At 61.9% G+C, this 23,087-nt stretch carries 7 protein-coding genes; 4 read left to right on the plus strand and 3 right to left on the minus strand.

Annotated elements, in window-relative coordinates; genetic code table 11:
* The first annotated feature begins 560 nt into the window (after window positions 1-560).
* On the plus strand, window positions 561-14,978 hold the full coding sequence (locus AABM55_RS08230; protein ID WP_347929295.1) for an Ig-like domain-containing protein: 14,418 nt from the start codon (window positions 561-563) through the stop codon (window positions 14,976-14,978).
* Between the two features lie 67 nt (window positions 14,979-15,045).
* Here AABM55_RS08230 and lapD read toward each other — a convergent pair whose 3' ends face one another.
* The 3 genes from lapD to AABM55_RS08245 form a co-directional block, all read right to left on the minus strand.
* On the minus strand, window positions 15,046-16,986 hold the full coding sequence (lapD, locus tag AABM55_RS08235) for a cyclic di-GMP receptor LapD (protein WP_347929296.1): 1,941 nt from the start codon (window positions 16,984-16,986) through the stop codon (window positions 15,046-15,048).
* Window positions 16,987-17,134: 148 nt separating this feature from the next.
* Window positions 17,135-17,530: a YbaN family protein gene (locus AABM55_RS08240; RefSeq protein WP_347929297.1), complete on the minus strand. Its 396-nt coding sequence runs from the start codon at window positions 17,528-17,530 to the stop codon at window positions 17,135-17,137.
* A 10-nt stretch (window positions 17,531-17,540) separates the two neighbouring features.
* Window positions 17,541-18,128: a YecA family protein gene (locus AABM55_RS08245; RefSeq protein ID WP_019692442.1), complete on the minus strand. Its 588-nt coding sequence runs from the start codon at window positions 18,126-18,128 to the stop codon at window positions 17,541-17,543.
* A gap of 313 nt (window positions 18,129-18,441) precedes the next feature.
* Between AABM55_RS08245 and recQ the strand changes: the two genes are divergently transcribed.
* From recQ to AABM55_RS08260, 3 genes are all read left to right on the plus strand, one after another.
* Window positions 18,442-20,571: a DNA helicase RecQ gene (gene recQ / locus AABM55_RS08250; protein WP_054596241.1), complete on the plus strand. Its 2,130-nt coding sequence runs from the start codon at window positions 18,442-18,444 to the stop codon at window positions 20,569-20,571.
* A gap of 118 nt (window positions 20,572-20,689) precedes the next feature.
* Complete coding sequence (locus AABM55_RS08255) at window positions 20,690-21,124, plus strand: MarR family transcriptional regulator (RefSeq protein WP_054596242.1); 435 nt, start codon at window positions 20,690-20,692, stop codon at window positions 21,122-21,124.
* 127 nt (window positions 21,125-21,251) lie between these two features.
* The gene (locus tag AABM55_RS08260) at window positions 21,252-22,907 is read left to right on the plus strand and encodes a FimV/HubP family polar landmark protein (RefSeq protein ID WP_347929298.1); all 1,656 of its coding nucleotides are present in this window, start codon (window positions 21,252-21,254) and stop codon (window positions 22,905-22,907) included.
* The last annotated feature ends 180 nt before the right edge of the window (window positions 22,908-23,087 follow it).

The following is a 23,087-nucleotide window of genomic DNA, read 5'->3' on the forward strand; positions in this document are numbered from 1 at the left end:
TCGGAATATTGGCGCTTTTCACCTTTCCCTTCGGGTAGCGCCTTTACAAGGTCTGACCCGACAGCTAGACAAATATCAACCTGATATCAGGAAAGACCGTCTCCTTGACGCAGTGATATCCCAAGGCACGGCCCCCCACCCAGCCATTATTTCAGGAGTCCCTTCCACATGGGTGCTCTCGGTTTATTGCGTGCCATGCGCAGCGCAGTCCCAGGCTTGGTCCCACGTTCGCCCAACCTGTCTTGCGCGTTCCTCAAGCGCGGCGAGCTTCTCCACCTTCGCGATACCGGCGCCCCTCTGCCGGCAGCGCCCATCCAGTCAGGCCCGGCAGTCGGCTGCCCAGCTGGCCGACGATGTCTGGCGACCGTCTCGTACCGCTCCCGAACAACCTGAGCGGTACAAAAACGGGACTTCGTCCCCATCGCCTCACAGACATCGGATGACGACATCGTGAATGGACAGAACACTGCGCCGGTTTGCTCCAGCAAAGAAGAGTCCGTTTTGTGGCTGTTAGCAGTCCGTAGCGATTTTTAAAGAACTGGCATTCTCGGGAGTAAGACATGGCTACCACCACTACCAGCGGCGGAACCGTTACTTCGTTTTCCAACACCCCGCAGGCGACGGATGACATCTTCACTACTGGTGTTATTGGCACGGGCAGCGCGACCATCACTGAAGATCTGCAGGGGGTCGTGTATCTGGACGTCATGTCCAATGATCTGGGCGGCAACGCGAAAACGCTCTGGTCGCTTGATGACGCGCTCAGCGCTTCCACTGCGACCAAGATCTATGCCCCCGCCGACCTCCTGACCCAAGACACGAGCAGAATTGAGGCGCTTGATCCGCTCAGTGGTGACCACAGTCGCCAGGGTGCCAAGATCTGGATCACCCAGGATGGCAGGGTCGGCTACGATGCCGCTACTTTGTCGGATGCTTTCAAGGTACAACTCCAGGCGCTTGCTGTCGGCGAGTCCCTGACGGACAGCTTTACCTATGCGATTCGTCTCGGCAACGGCACGCTCAGTTGGGCCACTGCGACCGTGCAGTTTGCGGGGCGCAATGACGCTCCGGTGGTGACTGGCACAGTAACCGGTAATGCCGATGAGGACGGGCATGCTGTCACGTTGAACGCGCTAGCACACACCTCAGACGTCGATCATGGCACTACACTTTCTGTCGTTAACCTCCCGGCTTCCCTACCAGCCGGCGTGAGCTATGACGCGATAACGCATTCTTTCACGCTTGACCCGACGAACGCGGCCTACCAACACCTCGCAGCAGGCGAGCCGATGACGGTGACGGTGAGCTTTGGCGTTACCGACGGCATCGCCACGACTCCCGGGTCGATGTCATGGTTGATCACCGGCACCAACGACGGTCCGGTAGCGGTGGCCGATGTCGCCGCCGGCATGGAAAGCCAGACCCTGAGCATCAACGTGCTGACCAACGATACCGATGTCGACGACGGTCACCTGTTCACGCTGAACTCGGCCAGCGCGCCGGCAAACAAGGGCACGGCCAGCGTGGTCGGCAACCAGCTCGTATTCAATCCGGGAGCCGACTTTGATCATCTGGCGCAGGGCGTGGTCGAGCACGTGACGCTCACTTACCAGATGCAGGACGAACACGGCGCGCTCTCGAGTTCCACGGTGGACGTGACCATCACCGGCACCAACGACGCGCCGGTGGCGGTGGCCGATGTCGCCGCTGGTACGGAAAACCAGACCCTGAGCATCAACGTGCTGACCAACGACACCGATGTTGACGACGGCCACCTGTTCACGTTGAACTCGGCCAGCGCGCCGGCAAACAAAGGCAGTGCCAGCGTGGTCGGCAACCAGCTGGTGTTCACCCCCGGAACTGACTTCGATCATCTGGCGCAAGGCGTGGTCGAGCACGTGACGCTCACTTACCAGATGCAGGATGAACACGGGGCGCTCTCGAGCTCCACAGTGGACGTGACGATCACCGGCACCAACGACGCGCCGGTAGCGGTGGCCGATACGGCCGCCGGTACGGAAAACCAGACCCTGAGCATCAACGTGCTGGCCAACGACACCGATGTTGACGACGGCCACCTGTTCACGTTGAACTCGGCCAGCGCGCCGGCAAACAAAGGCAGTGCCAGCGTGGTCGGCAACCAGCTGGTGTTCAACCCGGGGGCTGATTTCGACCACCTGGCGCAGGGTGTGGTCGAACACGTGACGCTCAGTTACCAGATGCAGGACCAGTACGGGGCACTCTCGAGTTCCACGGTGGACGTGACCATCACCGGCACCAACGACGCACCGGTGGCGGTGGCCGATACGGCCGCCGGCACGGAGAACCAGACCCTGACCATCAACGTGCTGGCCAACGACACCGACGCTGACGACGGCCACCTGTTCACGCTGAACTCGGCCAGCGCGCCGGCAAACAAGGGCACGGCCAGCGTGGTCGGCAACCAGTTGCAGTTCAACCCGGGGGCTGATTTCGACCACCTGGCGCAGGGTGTGGTCGAACACGTGACGCTCACTTACCAGATGCAGGACCAGTACGGGGCGCTCTCGAGTTCCACGGTGGACGTGACCATCACCGGCACCAACGACGCACCGGTGGCGGTGGCCGATACGTTCGCCGGCACGGAGAACCAGACCCTGACCATCAACGTGCTGGCCAACGACACCGACGCTGACGACGGCCACCTGTTCACGCTGAACTCGGCCAGCGCGCCGGCAAACAAGGGCACGGCCAGCGTGGTCGGCAACCAGTTGTTGTTCACCCCGGGGGCTGATTTCGACCACCTGGCGCAGGGTGTGGTCGAACACGTGACGCTCAGTTACCAGATGCAGGACCAGTACGGGGCACTCTCGAGTTCCACGGTGGACGTGACCATCACCGGCACCAACGACGCACCGGTGGCGGTGGCCGATACGGCCGCCGGCACGGAGAACCAGACCCTGAGCATCGACGTGCTGGGCAATGACACCGACGTCGACGATGGTCATGCATTCACCTTGGTCAGCGCCAGCGCGCCAATCGGCCAAGGCAGTGCCAGCGTGGTCGGCAACCAGTTGTTGTTCACCCCCGGAAGCGATTTTGATCATCTGGCGCAAGGCGCCACGGCCAGTGTCACACTCAGCTACACCATGACCGACGAGCATGGCGCGATCTCGACCAGCAGCGTAGATGTAACCATCACCGGCACCAACGACGCGCCGGTGGCAGTGGCCGATACGGCCGCCGGTACGGAAAACCAGACCCTGACCATCGATGTGCTGGGCAACGACACCGATGTCGACGACGGCCACCTGTTCACGCTGAACTCGGCCAGCGCGCCGGCAAACAAGGGTACAGCCAGCGTGGTCGACAACCAGCTGGTGTTCACCCCGGGAAGTGATTTCGACCATCTGGCGCAGGGCGTGGTCGAGCACGTGACGCTCACTTACCAGATGCAGGACCAGTACGGAGCGCTCTCAAGCTCCACGGTGGACGTGACGATCACCGGCACCAACGACGCGCCGGTAGCGGTGGCCGATACGGCCGCCGGTACGGAAAACCAGACCCTGAGCATCGACGTGCTGGCCAACGACACCGACGTCGACGACGGCCACCTGTTCACGCTGAACTCGGCCAGCGCGCCGGCAAACAAGGGTACAGCCAGCGTGGTCGACAACCAGCTGGTGTTCACCCCGGGAAGTGATTTCGACCATCTGGCGCAGGGCGTGGTCGAGCACGTGACGCTCACTTACCAGATGCAGGACCAGTACGGAGCGCTCTCAAGCTCCACGGTGGACGTGACGATCACCGGCACCAACGACGCGCCGGTAGCGGTGGCCGATACGGCCGCCGGTACGGAAAACCAGACCCTGAGCATCAACGTGCTGGCCAACGACACCGACGTCGACGACGGCCATGCATTCACCTTGGTCAGCGCCAGTGCGCCAATTGGTCAAGGCAGTGCCAGCGTCACGGGCAACCAGTTGCAGTTCAATCCGGGAAGTGATTTTGATCACCTGGCACAAGGGGTGGTCGAGCACGTGACGCTCACTTACCAGATGCTGGATCAGTACGGGGCGCTCTCGAGTTCTACGGTGGACGTGACCATCACCGGCACCAACGACGGTCCGGTAGCAGTGGCCGATGTCGCTGCCGGTACGGAAAACCAGACCCTGACCATCAACGTGCTGGCCAACGACACCGATGTCGACGACGGCCACCTGTTCACACTGAACTCGGCCAGCGCGCCGGCAAACAAGGGCACGGCCAGCGTGGTCGGCAACCAGCTGCTGTTCAACCCCGGAACTGACTTCGACCACCTGGCGCAAGGGGTGGTCGAACACGTGACGCTCACTTACCAGATGCAGGACCAGTACGGGGCGCTCTCGAGTTCCACGGTGGATGTGACGATCACCGGTACCAACGACGCGCCGGTAGCGGTGGCCGATGTCGCCGCCGGTACGGAAAACCAGACCCTGAGCATCGACGTGTTGGCCAACGACACCGACGTCGACGACGGCCATGCATTCACCTTGGTCAGCGCCAGTGCGCCAATTGGTCAAGGCAGTGCCAGCGTCACGGGCAACCAGTTGCAGTTCAATCCGGGAAGTGATTTTGATCACCTGGCACAAGGGGTGGTCGAGCACGTGACGCTCACTTACCAGATGCAGGACCAGTACGGAGCGCTCTCAAGCTCCACGGTGGACGTGACGATCACCGGCACCAACGACGCACCGGTGGCGGTGGCCGATACGGCCGCCGGTACGGAAAACCAGACCCTGAGCATCAACGTGCTGGGCAACGATACCGATGTCGACGACGGTCACCTGTTCACGCTGAACTCGGCCAGCGCGCCGGCAAACAAAGGCACGGCCAGCGTGGTCGGCAACCAGCTGCTGTTCACCCCAGGAACTGACTTCGACCACCTGGCGCAAGGGGTGGTCGAGCACGTGACGCTCAATTACCAGATGCAGGATGAACACGGCGCGCTCTCGAGTTCCACGGTGGACGTGACCATCACCGGCACCAATGACGCGCCGGTAGCGGTGGCCGATGTCGCCGCCGGTACGGAAAACCAGACCCTGAGCATCGACGTGCTGGCCAACGACACCGATGTCGATGACGGCCACCTGTTCACGCTGAACTCGGCCAGTGCGCCGGCAAGCAAGGGCACGGCCAGCGTGGTCGGCAACCAGCTGGTGTTCAATCCGGGGAGCGACTTCGATCATCTGGCGCAAGGGGTGGTCGAGCATGTGACGCTCAGTTACCAGATGCAGGATGAACACGGCGCGCTCTCGAGTTCCACGGTGGACGTGACGATCACCGGCACCAACGACGCGCCGGTGGCGGTGGCCGATACGGCCGCCGGTACGGAAAACCAGACCCTGAGCATCAACGTGCTGGCCAACGACACCGATGTCGACGACGGTCACGCGTTCACGCTGAACTCGGCCAGCGCGCCGGCAAACAAGGGCACGGCCAGCGTGGTCGGCAACCAGTTGCAGTTCAACCCGGGGGCTGATTTCGACCACCTGGCGCAGGGTGTGGTCGAACACGTGACACTCAGTTACCAGATGCAGGACCAGTACGGGGCACTCTCGAGTTCCACGGTGGACGTGACGATCACCGGCACCAATGACGCGCCGGTGGCGGTGGCCGATACGGCCGCCGGTACGGAAAACCAGACCCTGAGCATCGACGTGCTGGCCAATGACACCGATGTCGACGACGGTCACGCGTTCACCTTGGTCAGCGCCAGTGCGCCAATCGGCCAAGGCAGTGCCAGCGTGGTCGGCAACCAGTTGCAGTTCAATCCGGGAAGCGATTTTGATCATTTGGCGCAGGGCGCCACGGCCAGCGTCACGCTCAGCTACACCATGACCGACGAGCACGGTGCAATCTCGACCAGCAGCGTAGACGTGACCATCACCGGTACCAACGACGCGCCGGTAGCGGTGGCCGATGTCGCCGCCGGTACGGAAAACCAGACCCTGAGCATCGACGTGTTGGCCAACGACACCGACGTCGACGACGGCCATGCATTCACCTTGGTCAGCGCCAGTGCGCCAATTGGTCAAGGCAGTGCCAGCGTCACGGGCAACCAGTTGCAGTTCAATCCGGGAAGTGATTTTGATCACCTGGCACAAGGGGTGGTCGAGCACGTGACGCTCACTTACCAGATGCAGGACCAGTACGGAGCGCTCTCAAGCTCCACGGTGGACGTGACGATCACCGGCACCAACGACGCACCGGTGGCGGTGGCCGATACGGCCGCCGGTACGGAAAACCAGACCCTGACCATTGACGTGCTGGCCAACGACACCGACGTCGACGACGGACATGCATTCACCTTGGTCAGCGCCAGTGCACCGGCAAACCAGGGCAGTGCCAGCGTCGCGGGCAACCAGTTGCAGTTCAATCCGGGGACTGACTTCGATCATCTGGCGCAAGGCGCCACGGCCAGTGTCACACTCAGCTACACCATGACCGACGAGCATGGCGCGATCTCGACCAGCAGCGTAGATGTGACCATCACCGGCACCAACGACGCGCCGGTGGCAGTGGCCGATACGGCCGCCGGTACGGAAAACCAGACCCTGAGCATCGACGTGCTGGCCAACGACACCGACGTCGACGACGGTCACGCGTTCACGCTGAACTCGGCCAGTGCGCCAGCAAGCAAGGGCACGGCCAGCGTGGTCGGCAACCAGCTGGTGTTCAATCCGGGGAGCGACTTCGATCATCTGGCACAGGGCGTGGTCGAGCACGTGACGCTCAGTTATCAGATGCAGGACGAACACGGTGCGCTCTCGAGTTCCACGGTGGATGTGACCATCACCGGCACCAACGACGCACCGGTGGCGGTGGCCGATACGGCTGCCGGCACGGAAAACCAGACACTGAGCATCGACGTGCTGGCCAATGACACCGATGTCGACGACGGTCACGCGTTCACGCTGAACTCGGCCAGCGCGCCGGCAAACAAGGGCAGTGCCAGCGTGGTCGACAACCAGCTGCTGTTCACCCCGGGAAGCGATTTTGATCACCTGGCACAAGGGGTGGTCGAGCACGTGACGTTCAGTTATCAGATGCAGGACGAATACGGCGCGCTCTCGAGCTCCACGGTGGACGTGACGATCACCGGCACCAACGACGCGCCGGTGGCAGTGGCCGATACGGCCGCTGGCACGGAAAACCAGACGCTGACCATCAACGTGCTGGCCAACGACACCGATGTCGACGACGGCCACGCATTCACCTTGGTCAGCGCCAGTGCGCCGATCGGCCAAGGCAGTGCCAGCGTCACGGGCAACCAGTTGCAGTTCAATCCGGGAAGTGATTTTGATCACCTGGCGCAGGGCGTGGTCGAGCACGTGACGCTCACTTACCAGATGCAGGACGAATACGGCGCGCTCTCGAGCTCCACGGTGGACGTGACGATCACCGGCACCAACGACGCGCCGGTGGCAGTGGCCGATACGGCCGCTGGCACGGAAAACCAGACCCTGACCATCAACGTGCTGGCCAACGACACCGATGTCGACGACGGCCACCTGTTCACGCTGAACTCGGCCAGTGCGCCGGCAAACAAGGGTACGGCCAGCGTGGTCGGCAACCAGCTGCTGTTCAACCCGGGAAGTGATTTCGACCATCTGGCGCAGGGCGTGGTCGAGCACGTGACGCTCACTTACCAGATGCAGGATGAACACGGCGCGCTCTCGAGCTCCACGGTGGACGTGACCATCACCGGCACCAACGACGCGCCGGTAGCGGTGGCCGATGTCGCCGCCGGTACGGAAAACCAGACCCTGACCATTGACGTGCTGGCCAATGACACCGACGTCGACGACGGTCATGCATTCACCTTGGTCAGCGCCAGTGCGCCAATCGGCCAAGGCAGTGCCAGCGTCGCGGGCAACCAGTTGCAGTTCAATCCGGGAAGTGATTTTGATCACCTGGCGCAGGGCGTGGTCGAGCACGTGATGCTCACTTACCAGATGCAGGATGAACACGGGGCACTCTCGAGTTCCACGGTGGACGTGACCATCACCGGCACCAACGACGCGCCGGTGGCGGTGGCCGATACGGCCGCCGGTACGGAAAACCAACCCCTGACGGTCGACGTGCTGGCCAATGACACCGACGTCGACGACGGCCATGCATTCACCTTGGTCAGCGCCAGCGCGCCAATCGGCCAAGGCAGTGCCAGCGTGGTCGGCAACCAGTTGTTGTTCACCCCCGGAAGCGATTTTGATCATCTGGCGCAAGGCGCCACGGCCAGTGTCACGCTCAGCTACACCATGACCGACGAGCATGGCGCGATCTCGACCAGCAGCGTAGATGTGACCATCACCGGCACCAACGACGCGCCGGTGGCGGTGGCCGATACGGCCGCCGGCACGGAAAACCAGACCCTGAGCATTGACGTGCTGGGCAACGACACCGATGTCGACGACGGCCATGCATTCACCTTGGTCAGCGCCAGTGCGCCAATCGGCCAAGGCAGTGCCAGCGTCACGGGCAACCAGTTGCAGTTCAATCCGGGGTCTGACTTCGACCACCTGGCGCAAGGGGTGGTCGAGCACGTGACGCTCACTTACCAGATGCAGGACCAGTACGGAGCGCTCTCAAGCTCCACGGTGGACGTGACGATCACCGGCACCAACGACGCACCGGTGGCGGTGGCCGATACGGCCGCCGGTACGGAAAACCAGACCCTGACCATTGACGTGCTGGCCAACGACACCGATGTCGACGACGGTCACGCATTCACCTTGGTCAGCGCCAGTGCACCGGCAAACCAGGGCAGTGCCAGCGTCGCGGGCAACCAGTTGCAGTTCAATCCGGGGACTGACTTCGATCATCTGGCGCAAGGCGCCACGGCCAGTGTCACACTCAGCTACACCATGACCGACGAGCATGGCGCGATCTCGACCAGCAGCGTAGATGTGACCATCACCGGCACCAACGACGCGCCGGTGGCAGTGGCCGATACGGCCGCCGGTACGGAAAACCAGACCCTGAGCATCAACGTGCTGGCCAACGACACCGATGTCGACGACGGTCACGCGTTCACGCTGAACTCGGCCAGCGCGCCGGCAAACAAAGGCTCGGCCAGCGTGGTCGGCAACCAGCTGCTGTTCAACCCGGGGGCTGATTTCGACCACCTGGCGCAGGGTGCGGTCGAGCACGTGACGCTCACTTACCAGATGCAGGACCAGTACGGAGCGCTCTCAAGCTCCACGGTGGACGTGACCATCACCGGCACCAACGACGCACCGGTGGCGGTGGCCGATACGGCCGCCGGCACGGAAAACCAGACCCTGACCATCAACGTGCTGGCCAACGACACCGATGTCGATGACGGCCACGCGTTCACGCTGAACTCGGCCAGCGCGCCGGCAAACAAAGGCACGGCCAGCGTGGTCGACAACCAGCTGGTGTTCACCCCGGGAAGTGATTTCGACCATCTGGCGCAGGGTGCGGTCGAGCACGTGACGCTCACTTACCAGATGCAGGATGAACACGGCGCGCTCTCGAGCTCCACGGTGGACGTGACCATCACCGGCACCAACGACGGTCCGGTAGCAGTGGCCGATGTCGCTGCCGGTACGGAAAACCAGACCCTGACCATCGACGTGCTGGCCAACGACACCGATGTCGACGACGGCCACGCATTCACCTTGGTCAGCGCCAGTGCGCCAATCGGCCAAGGCAGTGCCAGCGTGGTTGGCAACCAGTTGCAGTTCAATCCGGGAAGCGATTTTGATCATTTGGCGCAGGGCGCCACGGCCAGCGTCACGCTCAGCTACACCATGACCGACGAGCACGGTGCAATCTCGACCAGCAGCGTAGACGTGACCATCACCGGCACCAACGACGCGCCGGTAGCGGTGGCCGATGTCGCCGCCGGTACGGAAAACCAGACCCTGAGCATCGACGTGTTGGCCAACGACACCGATGTCGACGACGGTCACGCGTTCACCTTGGTCAGCGCCAGTGCGCCAATCGGCCAGGGCAGTGCCAGCGTGGTCGGCAACCAGTTGCAGTTCAATCCGGGAAGCGACTTCGACCACCTGGCGCAAGGGGTGGTCGAGCACGTGACGCTCAGTTACCAGATGCAGGACGAACACGGCGCGCTCTCGAGCTCCACGGTAGACGTGACCATCACCGGCACCAACGACGCACCGGTGGCGGTGGCCGATACGGCCGCCGGTACGGAAAACCAGACCCTGAGCATCGACGTGCTGGCCAACGACACCGACGTCGACGACGGTCACGCGTTCACGCTGAACTCGGCCAGTGCGCCGGCAAGCAAGGGCACGGCCAGCGTGGTCGGCAACCAGCTGGTGTTCAATCCGGGGAGCGACTTCGATCATCTGGCACAGGGCGTGGTCGAGCACGTGACGCTCACTTACCAGATGCAGGATGAACACGGCGCGCTCTCGAGTTCCACGGTGGACGTCACGATCACCGGCACCAACGACGCGCCGGTGGCGGTGGCCGATACGGCCGCCGGCACGGAAAACCAGACCCTGACCATCAACGTGCTGGCCAACGACACCGACGCTGACGACGGCCACCTGTTCACGCTGAACTCGGCCAGCGCGCCGGCAAACAAAGGCAGTGCCAGCGTGGTCGGCAACCAGCTGGTGTTCAATCCGGGGAGCGACTTCGATCATCTGGCGCAAGGGGTGGTCGAGCACGTGACGCTCACTTACCAGATGCAGGATCAGTACGGGGCGCTCTCGAGTTCCACGGTGGACGTGACCATCACCGGCACCAACGACGCGCCGGTAGCAGTGGCCGATACGGCCGCCGGTACGGAAAACCAGACCCTGAGCATCAACGTGCTGGCCAACGACACCGATGTCGATGACGGCCACCTGTTCACGCTGAACTCGGCCAGCGCGCCGGCAAACAAAGGCACGGCCAGCGTGGTCGGCAACCAGCTGCTGTTCACCCCCGGAACTGACTTCGACCACCTGGCGCAAGGCGTGGTCGAACACGTGACACTCAGTTACCAGATGCAGGACCAGTACGGGGCGCTCTCGAGCTCCACGGTGGACGTGACCATCACCGGCACCAACGACGCGCCGGTGGCGGTGGCCGATACGGCCGCCGGCACGGAAAACCAGACCCTGAGCATCAACGTGCTGGCCAACGACACCGATGTCGATGACGGCCACCTGTTCACGCTGAACTCGGCCAGCGCGCCGGCAAACAAGGGTACAGCCAGCGTGGTCGACAACCAGCTGGTGTTCACCCCGGGAAGTGATTTCGACCATCTGGCGCAGGGTGCGGTCGAGCACGTGACGCTCAATTACCAGATGCAGGATGAACACGGCGCGCTCTCGAGTTCCACGGTGGACGTGACCATCACCGGCACCAACGACGCGCCGGTGGCAGTGGCCGATACGGCCGCCGGTACGGAAAACCAGACCCTGAGCATCAACGTGCTGGCCAACGACACCGATGTCGACGACGGTCACGCGTTCACGCTGAACTCGGCCAGCGCGCCGGCAAACAAAGGCTCGGCCAGCGTGGTCGGCAACCAGCTGCTGTTCAACCCGGGGGCTGATTTCGACCACCTGGCGCAGGGTGCGGTCGAGCACGTGACGCTCACTTACCAGATGCAGGACCAGTACGGAGCGCTCTCAAGCTCCACGGTGGACGTGACCATCACCGGCACCAACGACGCACCGGTGGCGGTGGCCGATACGGCCGCCGGCACGGAAAACCAGACCCTGACCATCAACGTGCTGGCCAACGACACCGATGTCGATGACGGCCACGCGTTCACGCTGAACTCGGCCAGCGCGCCGGCAAACAAAGGCACGGCCAGCGTGGTCGACAACCAGCTGGTGTTCACCCCGGGAAGTGATTTCGACCATCTGGCGCAGGGTGCGGTCGAGCACGTGACGCTCACTTACCAGATGCAGGATGAACACGGCGCGCTCTCGAGCTCCACGGTGGACGTGACCATCACCGGCACCAACGACGGTCCGGTAGCAGTGGCCGATGTCGCTGCCGGTACGGAAAACCAGACCCTGACCATCAACGTGCTGGCCAACGACACCGATGTCGATGACGGCCACCTGTTCACGCTGAACTCGGCCAGTGCGCCGGCAAACAAGGGTACGGCCAGCGTGGTCGGCAACCAGCTGCTGTTCAACCCCGGAACTGACTTCGACCACCTGGCGCAAGGGGTGGTCGAACACGTGACACTCAGTTACCAGATGCAGGACCAGTACGGGGCACTCTCGAGTTCCACGGTGGACGTGACCATCACCGGTACCAACGATGCTCCGGTAATGACGGCAGGTGGTTCTCTGTCGTACACAGAGAACCAGGCAGCGACGGCGATCAACTCGGTGCTGACGGTCACCGATGTCGACAGTAGCAACCTAACGGGCGCTACGGTATCGATCACCAGCAACTTTGCCTCGGGTCAGGACGTACTCGGGTTCACCAACCAGAACGGCATCAGCGGCAGCTACAACGCAAGCACTGGCGTGCTGACACTAAGCGGGACGTCGTCGGTGGCGAACTATCAAGCCGCGCTACGTTCGGTGACCTACTCCGACACCAGCGACAACCCGTCGACGGCACCGCGCACGATTAGCTTCCAAGTGGATGACGGCTCTGCTGCTAACCACGCGAGCAACGTCGCAACGACGACCGTCACTGTGGCGGCAACCAATGACGCGCCGATAGTGGACTTGAATGGTGGCAGCGCGGGCAATGACGCAACGGCGAACTATCCAACAGGCACCTCGCAGTTATTGATTGCGCCGTTGGCGACGGTCACCGACGTCGACTCGCCGAACCTGTCGTCAATGACTGTCACGTTGACGAACGCTATGGACAGCAACAATTCGAACGTCAGGGAAATGCTCTCTCTGAACGCGTCAGCATCGACCGCCGCTACGGGGTTGACGGTGACCGGTGTTGCCAGTGGCGCAAACAATGGGATCTATACACTGACGATCACTGGCTCGGCTAGCCAGGCCACCTACCAGACTATCCTCAAAGGCGTTCAGTACACCGACACCAAGACCGGAAGCCACAACGTTACCGACCGAATCGTGAACGTGGTGACCAACGATGGAGCTGCAAATAGTCTCTTGCACACAGTCACAATCCATGTGGCAGCTCCGGCTGGCGTAGCCGGCGAGGCTATCAACCTGGCACTGACCGATCCCACGCCCGACACCTCTGAGGTCATTACCTACAAGGTGAGCGGGGTTCCGATAAATTGGGTACTGAGTGCCGGAACCAGAAACGGTGACGGTAGTTGGACGATACAGACCAGCGACCCCTCCGCACTGACGGTCATGACGCCATCCACCTATGCCGGTGCGATGGAACTCACAGTAACTTACGGATGGACCAATGCGGACGGCAGTACAAGCACTCATATCGTTTCCGACAACGTCGAAGCCTACGCCCCCGGCTCGCCGATCTTCGCCTTGTCAGCGGACGACAACCTCACTGCCTCCAGCGGTGCTGACCTGTTCGTGTTCGCTCAGCCGGTTGGCAACAACGTCATCCACAGCTTCGATACGGCAGCGGACAAAATCGACTTGATCGGCTTCACGGGCGTTACCGGCTTTGCTGACTTGAGCATCGCTCATGACGCAAACGGCAATGCGTTGATCAGCATGGGGTCCGGCCAGACGGTAACCCTGAAAGGTGTCGATGCGGCGGGCTTGAGCGAAGCGAACTTCCAGTTCGATGTGGATCCGCTCACCACCAATACCGGCACCATCAGCATTGCCAACGGGGCGATCATGCCGTTTGGTGGCAGCATCCATAACAGCGGCACCATCGAGCTCGGCTCCACCGGCACTGAAACCGACCTGGAAATCCTCTTCCGTGGCGCGACCTTGACCGGCGGCGGACATGTGCTGCTATCCGACAGCGCGCACAACGTGATTTTCGGTGGCAGCGCCGACACCGTGCTGACCAACGTCGACAACCACATCTCCGGTGCCGGCCAACTCGGCGCAGGGCAAATGGTGCTGGTCAATGAGGGGCTGATCCAGGCCGACGGGCTGAACAGCCTGGTGCTCGACACCGGCTCCCACACCATAGTCAACAGCGGCGTGCTGGAATCCACGGGCACGGGGGGCATGACGGTGACCAGCGCAGTCGATAACTCCGGTCACCTGTGGGCCAATGGCGGCGACCTGCGCCTGCTGGCAGACGTAACCGGCAACGGCAGTGCCACAATCGATGGCGACGCCAGCTTGATCTTCGGCGGCGGCGCCCACGCGTCAGTCGCCTTCCACGGAGAAGGTGCGGGTACGCTGATCGTGGAGCACGCCGCGGATGCCGGCTCGCTGGTCGGCATTCTCGGACTCGAAAGCAATGACTCGCTGATGTTCGGCGATATTGCCTTCGGCGCCAACACCCAGCTCGGCTACAGCGCCAATGCCCTTGGCTCCGGCGGCCTGCTGACGGTGGACGACGGCGTGCATCGGGCCGAAATGAACCTGCTGGGGCACTACTCGGCGGCCGACTTCCATGTCACCGACGGCGGCGCAGCCGGCACCCTGGTCGATTACCACGGCGTATCCAGCGGTACACTGGTGGGCAGCATGCTCGCGGACGTGGTCAGTGGCGGCGACGGCAACGACATTCTCGCGGGACGTGGCGGGGAGGACATACTCAGCGGTGGCGCAGGAGCCGATGTATTCGCCTACCTCAGCCCGAACGACGGCGGCGACACCATCCTCGACTACAACTTCGCGGAAGGTGACACGCTCGACCTCTCCGCGCTGCTCAAGGCCAACTTCGTTAGCGGCAGCAGCCAGGTGTCAGACTTCGTCCAACTGGCGAAGTCCGGCAGCGACATCACCGTGAAGGTGGATACCGATGGTGCAGCCAATGGTGCGCATTTCACTGATGTGGCGGTCCTTGCCAACGCTGGCACGGCCGGCACCGATCTTGTGCGTGCCTGGTTCGGGGATGCTGACCATACGCTGAAGACCTGACAGACTGGAGCTACCCGGGGGGGCAAACATTTGCCTCCCGGGCTGCCAGGCAAAGCCAAAGCATCGCCTACATCGGCGCTGGCGGTCCGATCAGCCGGCCCATGACGCCGAACAGTCCCAGCGACCTGATTGCCTCCAGTTCCCCCTGCGTTTCTATCTGCTCGGCAATCAGCGGCAAATCGATGCTGTTGGTCGCGCGGAAAATGGCTTCGATGAACAGGCGCTTGTCGCTTTGTTGGTCGATGGCGCGAATGTAGCTGCCGTCGATTTTCAGGTAGGCCAAACCGAGTTGGGTGAGGTTGCCGATCTGGCTGAAGCTGCCACCGAAGTGCTGCAGGCCGATCCCGTAGCCGGTGCCGTGCAGGCTCAGGCACAGTTGACGCAGCTCTTCGGGAAGCGGCAGTTGGCGTTCGTCGAGTTCAAGGGTCAGCAAGGGGCCGAGGCTGGGCAGGCCGTCGAGCATATCGAGGATCAGGCGCCGTTGCGCGGCATCGCGCAGGGTACTGCCGGACAAGCTCAGGGCCAGCGGCCAAGGGTGTTCGGCAAGGTAGTCGAGGGTGTGTTCGAGCATTGCCAGGTCGAATCGCGCCGACCAGCCCAGCCGTTCTATCCAGGGTAGAAAGTGCCCGGCGCAAATGGCTTTGCCCTGCGGATCGAGCAGGCGCGCCAGCACCTTGTGGTGCAGCACCTGGCTGGTGTCGGCGCATTGCACCACGGGTTGGAAGTACAGCTGCATTTTGCCGTGAGTCAGGGCGTCATCGATCCAGCTGCGCCAGTCGTGCTGCGTATGGTTCGGTGGGTTATCGGACTGCTGCAGATGCACCCACGGCCGTTCGGGATGCTGCTGGGCCTGAGTCAGTGCCTGATCGAGGCGCAGCAGAATGTCGGTGGAGGCTTCGCCGGGTGTGTAGGCGACGATTCCCAGATGCGCCACTGGCATGCAGTCGCTGGCGCCGGTCAGACGCAGGTTTTCCAGAGTGGCGCTGATCTCTGCGGCCAGGCGCGCTGCGTCCTTGCTGTCCAGGCCTGGGGTCAGCAGGCTGAACTCACCGCCCCGATTGCGTGCGGCCAGCCAGGTATGGCGATCCGGCTGTTGAGTCAGGCGCTTGAGTAACTGAGCCACGGCGCTGATCAGCGCGTCGGTGCGCTGGCCACCCAGTCGCTGGTTGAGCCCGGTCAGGTCATTGATCCGCAACATCAGCAGGTGTCCGGCGCTGCTCTGCTCGGTCACCAGCAACTGATCGGTGAGTTGTTCGTTGAGCAAACGGCGGTTGGCCAGCCCCGTGAGACTGTCCTGAAACGACTCGGCGCGCAGTTGTTCGCTTCGTGCAGCTTCTTCGGCAAACAGCCCTTTGAGCTTTTCGACCATTTGGTTCATCGCCAGCACCACGCGTTTGAGTTCCGGGGTTCTGGGCACCTTCGGCAGGCTGAGAAACTCGCGTTTGTTGATGGCTTCGGCCTGTTTGACCATGGCGTCGAGCGGGCGCAGTTGCCGACGCAGCAACCAGCCGCCGAACATCGCGCTGAGCAACCCGCACAGCAGTAACCAGATCAGGCTGCCGAGGGTACTGTCCCACAGTTTGCTCAGGACGAACTGTGGGTTGCTCACCACTTCAACGCGCGCGGCTTGCTCCCAACCACGCATCACCAACGCATCCCCGCCTTGCGGATGCAGGTTCACCAGATCGACGAACCAACCCGGTACGCGTTCGGTGGTGGCGACCGCATTGCGCTCGACCAGGACGCGCTCGTCCTCGATATTGATGACCCGGATACTGGAAAAGTAGCCACTGTCGAAGACCGAGCTGACCATCAATTCAATCATCGCCAGGTCGTCGATCTGTGTGGTCAACGACAGCCCCAGTGCGGTGGCAGTGTCCTGGGCATGGGAGCGCAATTGGCTGAGTATCTGCGCACGCGAGCTTTCCAGGCTGACAAAGAAACTGCCGCTGAAGGCGACCAGCAAGAATAGGCAGATGGCCAAAAACAACTGTTTGAGTAGCGACATGAGACGCTCCGGAGCGTTGACCTTCCTGGACGACGGGATATGTCTGGCCGCAGACGTGCAGATGCCTGGAGTTTAGGCGCTGTTTTGCGGGAAGCAGGGCAGATTGTCGGGGGTGGGGGGATCGTTGAGCTTAGGTGGCGAGGCGTATTCAGGGTTTGATCAGGGTTTTCTGCCGCAGGATATACACCGTCACCAGCACTGCGCTGGTCAGCATGAAGCCGCGTGCCCAGGGCAGTGGGACGAGGATGCAGGACAGGCCGATACTCAGCCACATCAGGCCAATGGCGTAGACCTTGCCCTTGAGCGGAATGCCGTTGCCGTCCAGATAGTCGCGAATCCAGGGGCCGAGTCGTGGATGCTCGACCAGCCATTGATAAAAGCGCGGCGAACTGCGGGCGAAACAGGCGGCCGCCAACAGCAGGAAAGGGGTGGTGGGCAGTACAGGCAGGAAGATCCCGATCACCCCCAACGCTACGCTCAGCCAGCCGATGGCCAGCAGCACGTAGCGCAGGATCAGGGGGCGTTTGCCTATGGGGTCAGCCACAGGCAACGACTTAGTGGTGACGAGGCTTGAGGATCGCCGGTTTTTCGTCTGGCGCGTTGCACAGCAGGTACAGCGCGGTCAGGGCTTCCGGGATCTGCACGATCATGTCGTCCATCAGGTTGGCGTCGGCCGCGATGTCGGAGAACTCTGGCTGTTCGTCGAACAGGCCGGAACCGACCATGATCGGCAGCAGCATTTCGCTGACTTCGTCTTCGGCGGTTTCGAACCAGGCTTCTTCACGCAGGAATACGCCTTCCATGAAACCGATGCACCAGCCGCGCAGGTCGGAATCATCCGGCTCTTCGCCCAGGTCCAGGTCGCATGGCAGCTCGAACTCTTCATCGGACGCCAGTTGGCGAGCGATATGAGCCTTGAGGGCCAACAGGGTCGATTCGATTTCCTGACGCTCGGCGTCATCGCGATAATGCGGCTCTTCGGCGAACAGCGCGTCGATCCACTCACGATCAGGCACCGTCTCGGAACAGATCGACAGCGCCGTCAGGTAGCCGTGGGCGGCCACATAGTCCAGCGCCTCGTCATGCAGCTCGTCGGCGTCGAGGAAGGCTTGCAGGCGGGTTAGTTGCTCAGCGAAGGACATTGAAGGACTACCTTGGGAATATACGATGCCCAATTCTAGGCGTTCTTGAGCGGTCCGGCCAGCCGCACGGCAGATTTGCCCGCATTCCAGACCAGTCTAATCCCGATCCGTAGGGAATTGTTGATCTGGGCGGGGAGGCTATTCGTCAGTGACCCCCATTGCCCGGTATCGCTCGGGTATACTCGCGCGTTTTGCAAATCCCTGCAGGTGTCGCGACGATCCCGGACAAATCCGCTTACGGATCTGTCCGTGACAACGTGGTTTTTTGATCCAGCCTGCACACAGGGATATTCAGCACCATTTGGAGTTTTTCATGCTCGAACAGGCTCAGCGCGTCCTCAAGGACATCTTCGGCTACGACAGTTTTCGTGGCCGTCAGGGTGCCATCATTGAGCGCGTGGCCAGCGGCGGTGACGCTCTGGTGCTGATGCCGACCGGCGGCGGCAAATCGCTGTGCTTCCAGGTCCCGGCACTGTTGCGCGATGGCTTGGCGGTGGTGGTTTCACCGCTGATTGCCTTGATGGACGATCAGGTTGCGACCCTCGAAGAACTCGGTGTGGCCGCGGCGGCGCTCAATTCGACCTTGAGCGCCGAGCAACAGCGCGATCTGGCGGCGCGGATCAAGCGCGGCGAAGTGAAGATGCTGTACCTGGCACCTGAGCGCCTGGTCCAGCCACGGATGCTGGCATTCCTGCAAAGTCTTGAAATCGCGCTGTTTGCCATCGACGAAGCTCACTGCGTGTCCCAATGGGGGCACGATTTCCGCCGGGAATACCTGCAACTGGGCCAGTTGGCGGAACTGTTCCCCAACGTCCCGCGCATTGCCCTGACCGCCACGGCCGACAAGCGCACCCGGGAAGAAATCGTCGAGCGCCTGCATCTGCAGAACGCCGAGCGCTTTCTGTCGAGTTTCGATCGGCCGAACATTTTTTACCGCATCGTGCCCAAGGAGCAGCCGCGCAAGCAGTTGCTGGCGTTTTTGGCTGAACGGCGCAGCGATGCCGGCATCGTCTATTGCCTGTCGCGCAAGAAGGTCGACGAAGTAGCGGTGTTCCTCAGCGAGCAAGGTTTCCCGGCACTGCCGTACCATGCCGGCCTGCCCAACGATACGCGGGCTCACCACCAGAAGCGCTTCCTCAACGAGGAAGGCCTGATCATGGTCGCCACCGTGGCATTCGGCATGGGCATCGACAAACCCAACGTGCGCTTTGTCGCGCATCTGGACTTGCCAAAGTCCCTTGAGGCCTATTATCAGGAAACCGGTCGGGGTGGCCGTGACGGTCTGCCGGCAGATGCCTGGATGGCTTACGGCCTGCAAGACGTGGTGATGCTCAAGCAGATGCTGCAGAACTCCGAAGGCGATGAGCGCCACAAGCGTCTGGAGCAGCACAAGCTCGACGCCATGCTCTCGCTGTGTGAAGAAACCCGCTGCCGCCGTCAGACGCTGCTGGCCTATTTCGACGAAGACATGCCGCAGCCCTGCGGGCATTGCGACAACTGTGTCGACGGTGTGCAGACCTGGGACGCCACCGAACCCGCCCGTCAGGCACTGTCGGCGATCTACCGCACCGGCCAGCGTTATGGCGTCGGGCATTTGGTGGACGTGTTGCTGGGCAAGGACAACGAAAAAGTCCGCAGCTTCGGCCATCAGCATCTGTCGGTATTTGGTGTCGGCAAGGCGCGGGCCGAAGGTGAATGGCGTTCCCTTTTCCGGCAGTTGGTGGCGCGCGGTCTGGCGGACATCGATCTGGAAGGCTACGGCGGCCTGCGTTTAAGCGACAGCTGCCGGCCGTTGCTCAAGGGCGAAGTGACCCTGGAGCTGCGCCGCGACCTCAAACCGCAAACCACCGCGAAAAGCAGCAGCACCAGCCAGGCCAGCCAGTTGGTGCGAGGCGAAGAACGCGAGCAGTGGGAAGCTTTGCGCGCCCTGCGCCGCAAGCTCGCCGGAGAGCATGGCGTGCCGCCGTACGTCATCTTCCCCGATTCGACCTTGCTCGAAATGCTTCGCAGCCAGCCAAGCTCGTTGCCGGAGATGGCCAAGGTCAGCGGTGTCGGTGCACGCAAGCTGGAGCGCTATGGCGAGGCCTTCCTCGAAGTGCTGGGCGGCCAGGCCGAGGCGCCGAAAGTGGTTGCCGACCTGCGTCACGAATTGATCACACTGGCGCGCGCCGGCATGACGCCGATGCAGATTGCCGGTCAGTTGCAGTGTTCGGAAAAGAACGTGTACACGATGCTCGCCGAGGCCATCGGCAAGCAGCAACTGTCGCTGGAGCAGGCACTGGACCTTCCGGAAGACCTGATGGGTGAAGTCCAGGACGCCTTCCTGGACGGCGAGGGCGAGTTGCCGCCGGTGTCGGAGATTTCCGCGTTGTTTGCCGGTCGTGTTCCCGAGGGCGTTTTGTACTGTGTGAGAGCGGCATTGCAGTCGGAGTTTGAAATTTAAGTGTCGAAGATCAAGATGTAACGATTCAGTACAGACCGAGCCTTGCCTAGAGTCGAGGGCCATGCTTAGCTGACTAATAATTAGTTTCAGCCTATTTCAGTCTAACCATGAGTTTTTTATGCCGTTAACCGATCAACACCGTTTTGGCATGCAGTTGGCGCAGATGTCTCGCGGCTGGCGCGCCGAACTGGATCGCCGTCTTGCCGGTCTTGGCCTGTCCCAGGCCCGCTGGCTGGTGCTGTTGCACCTGGCGCGTTTCGAAGAAGCCCCCACTCAGCGTGAGTTGGCACAAAGCGTCGGTGTTGAAGGACCGACACTGGCGCGCCTGCTCGATAGCCTGGAAACCCAAGGCCTGGTGCAGCGTCAGGCGGTGGCGGAAGACCGCCGGGCGAAAAAGATCGTGCTGTGTGCGCCCGCCCGTCCCTTGATCGAACAAATTGAAACCATTGCCGCCGAGTTGCGCCATGAGCTGTTCGAGGGTGTCAACGAGGAAGATATGCGGGTGTGTATGCGGGTCCATGGGCACATTTTGGCCAATCTGGAAAAATCTTGAGGCATAACCACACCGCAGACTTTTGAGAACTGGCGCAGAGCAGACTATAAGAACTACCAGGCAATTACGTGTTCACACTGGACGTGCGAATGCGCACAGGTTGATTCTGGTTAGCTAAGGAATGCTCATGCTCGAGAGTTTGCAGTCTGTGTTACGGCGCTCCGTCAGCCTGTTGTCGGTCGCCGGTGCCTTGAGTTACTCCGCATTGGCACCCGCGTTGGGGTTGGGCGACATCACGTTGCACTCAGCCTTGAACCAGCCGTTGAATGCCGAAATCGCCTTGGTCGATCCCGGTGCCCTGAGTGACGGTGAACTCTCGGTCAGCCTGGCGACGGCGGATGAGTTCGCCCGCGCCGGTGTCGAGCGAGTGTTTTTTCTCAACGACCTGCGTTTTACCGTCGTTTTGCGTGGCAATCGCAGCGTGATTCGGGTGGTGTCCAGCAAGCCGGTCAATGAACCGTTCCTGAATTTTCTGGTGCAGGCGAACCAGCCCAATGGGCATCTGCTGCGCGAATACACGCTGCTGATCGATCCACCGGGCTCACCGGGGATCGTACCGGCGAGTGATGTCGAGCCAGCCCCGGCGATCAGCCAGCAACCCACTGCTGCCGCACCCGCCAAAACGCCAGCTGTTGCTCCAGCGAGCACGGCGCCTGCGGCTACCGATCCGACTTCCGAATCGCTGGCAGCCAGCGTCCTGGAAAACCAGCAACTGAAACAAACGATCGATCAGTTGAACACCCGGCTACAAGCCCAGGATGAACAGATCGCCAGCCAGCGCAAGCAAGTCAGCGATCTGCAAACCGAGTTGGCCGAAGCCAAAAAACCTTTACCCGCCCCCGTCATTCCCGTCGTGCCAATTCCGGTGCCCATAGCCGCTGTGGATGAGACGAGCAGTGGTTGGGCGTTGTGGCTGATCGGCGGCCTGTTGGTGCTTGGCGTGCTATTGCTACTGGGCCTGTTTGCGCTCCGTCGGCGGCGGGTACAGCCTGTATCAGCACCCGCGCCGCGACATGAGCCGGTGGTCAGTCGGGGAGCGCCCGATAGTGCACAGAAACCATCGATTGAGCTTTCTGCGACGCAGTCTCCCCCTGCGAACCGCGAAACCGCTCATGGGGCAGAAGTGCTTGAGGGCGTCGGTATCTACCTGACCTATGACCGCTACGCCGAGGCGGCCAGTCTATTGCGCGAAGCCTTGCTCAAAGAGCCGCAGCGCAGCGATTTGAACCTGAAACTGTTGGAGGTGCTGGGACTGCAGGGCGACAGCGCAGCTTATTCGGAGCATGAAAACAGTTTGCATGAAGCGGGTTACAGTGCCGAGGTGCTGGAGCAGATTCGCGCACGTTCGCCGAAACTGGCCAGTGCACAATCGTTGGCGACTCTTGAGTCGACGGCTGAAACGACGGCTGAACCTGCTGCCTCGGTAGAGGATGAGTTCCAGTTGAATCTGGATGACTTGTCGATGGATTCGAGCTGGGATCTGGCCTGTCCGTCCGACACAACAGCGGCAATGGCTGAACCCGTGGATCAGCTGGAACCGTTGGACGATGGCTTTCTCGACGATTTCGCCGATGCATCGCCGCCTCTGGAACTTGAGCCGTTGTCGGGCGGGCTCGCAGTGCCTGAGCACGAAGAGATCCACCCCGGCAAACTGGAAGAGGCGCAGAACTGCATCGACGACGGTGATCTGGACAGCGCCATTGCGCTATTGAACGAGTTACTCAAGGACAGTGACGAATCCTTGAAGCAAACCGCCCGCAGCCTGTTGGCCAGCATACGCTGAGCTCCTGTAGGAGCATGGCTTGCCAGCGATGGCGTCCGTGAGATCGCTATCGCCAGCAAGCTGTGCTCCTACAGGTGTCGCGCAGCCATCAATTTTCGCAATACCTGCGATCAGTACGTCTGCCCAAGGCTCAGGTAGATCGAGCGGCAAAGGCGGCTATCATAGCGGCGCCATCGAGTT

This window comes from Pseudomonas helvetica (genome assembly GCF_039908645.1).
GTDB lineage: Bacteria > Pseudomonadota > Gammaproteobacteria > Pseudomonadales > Pseudomonadaceae > Aquipseudomonas > Aquipseudomonas helvetica.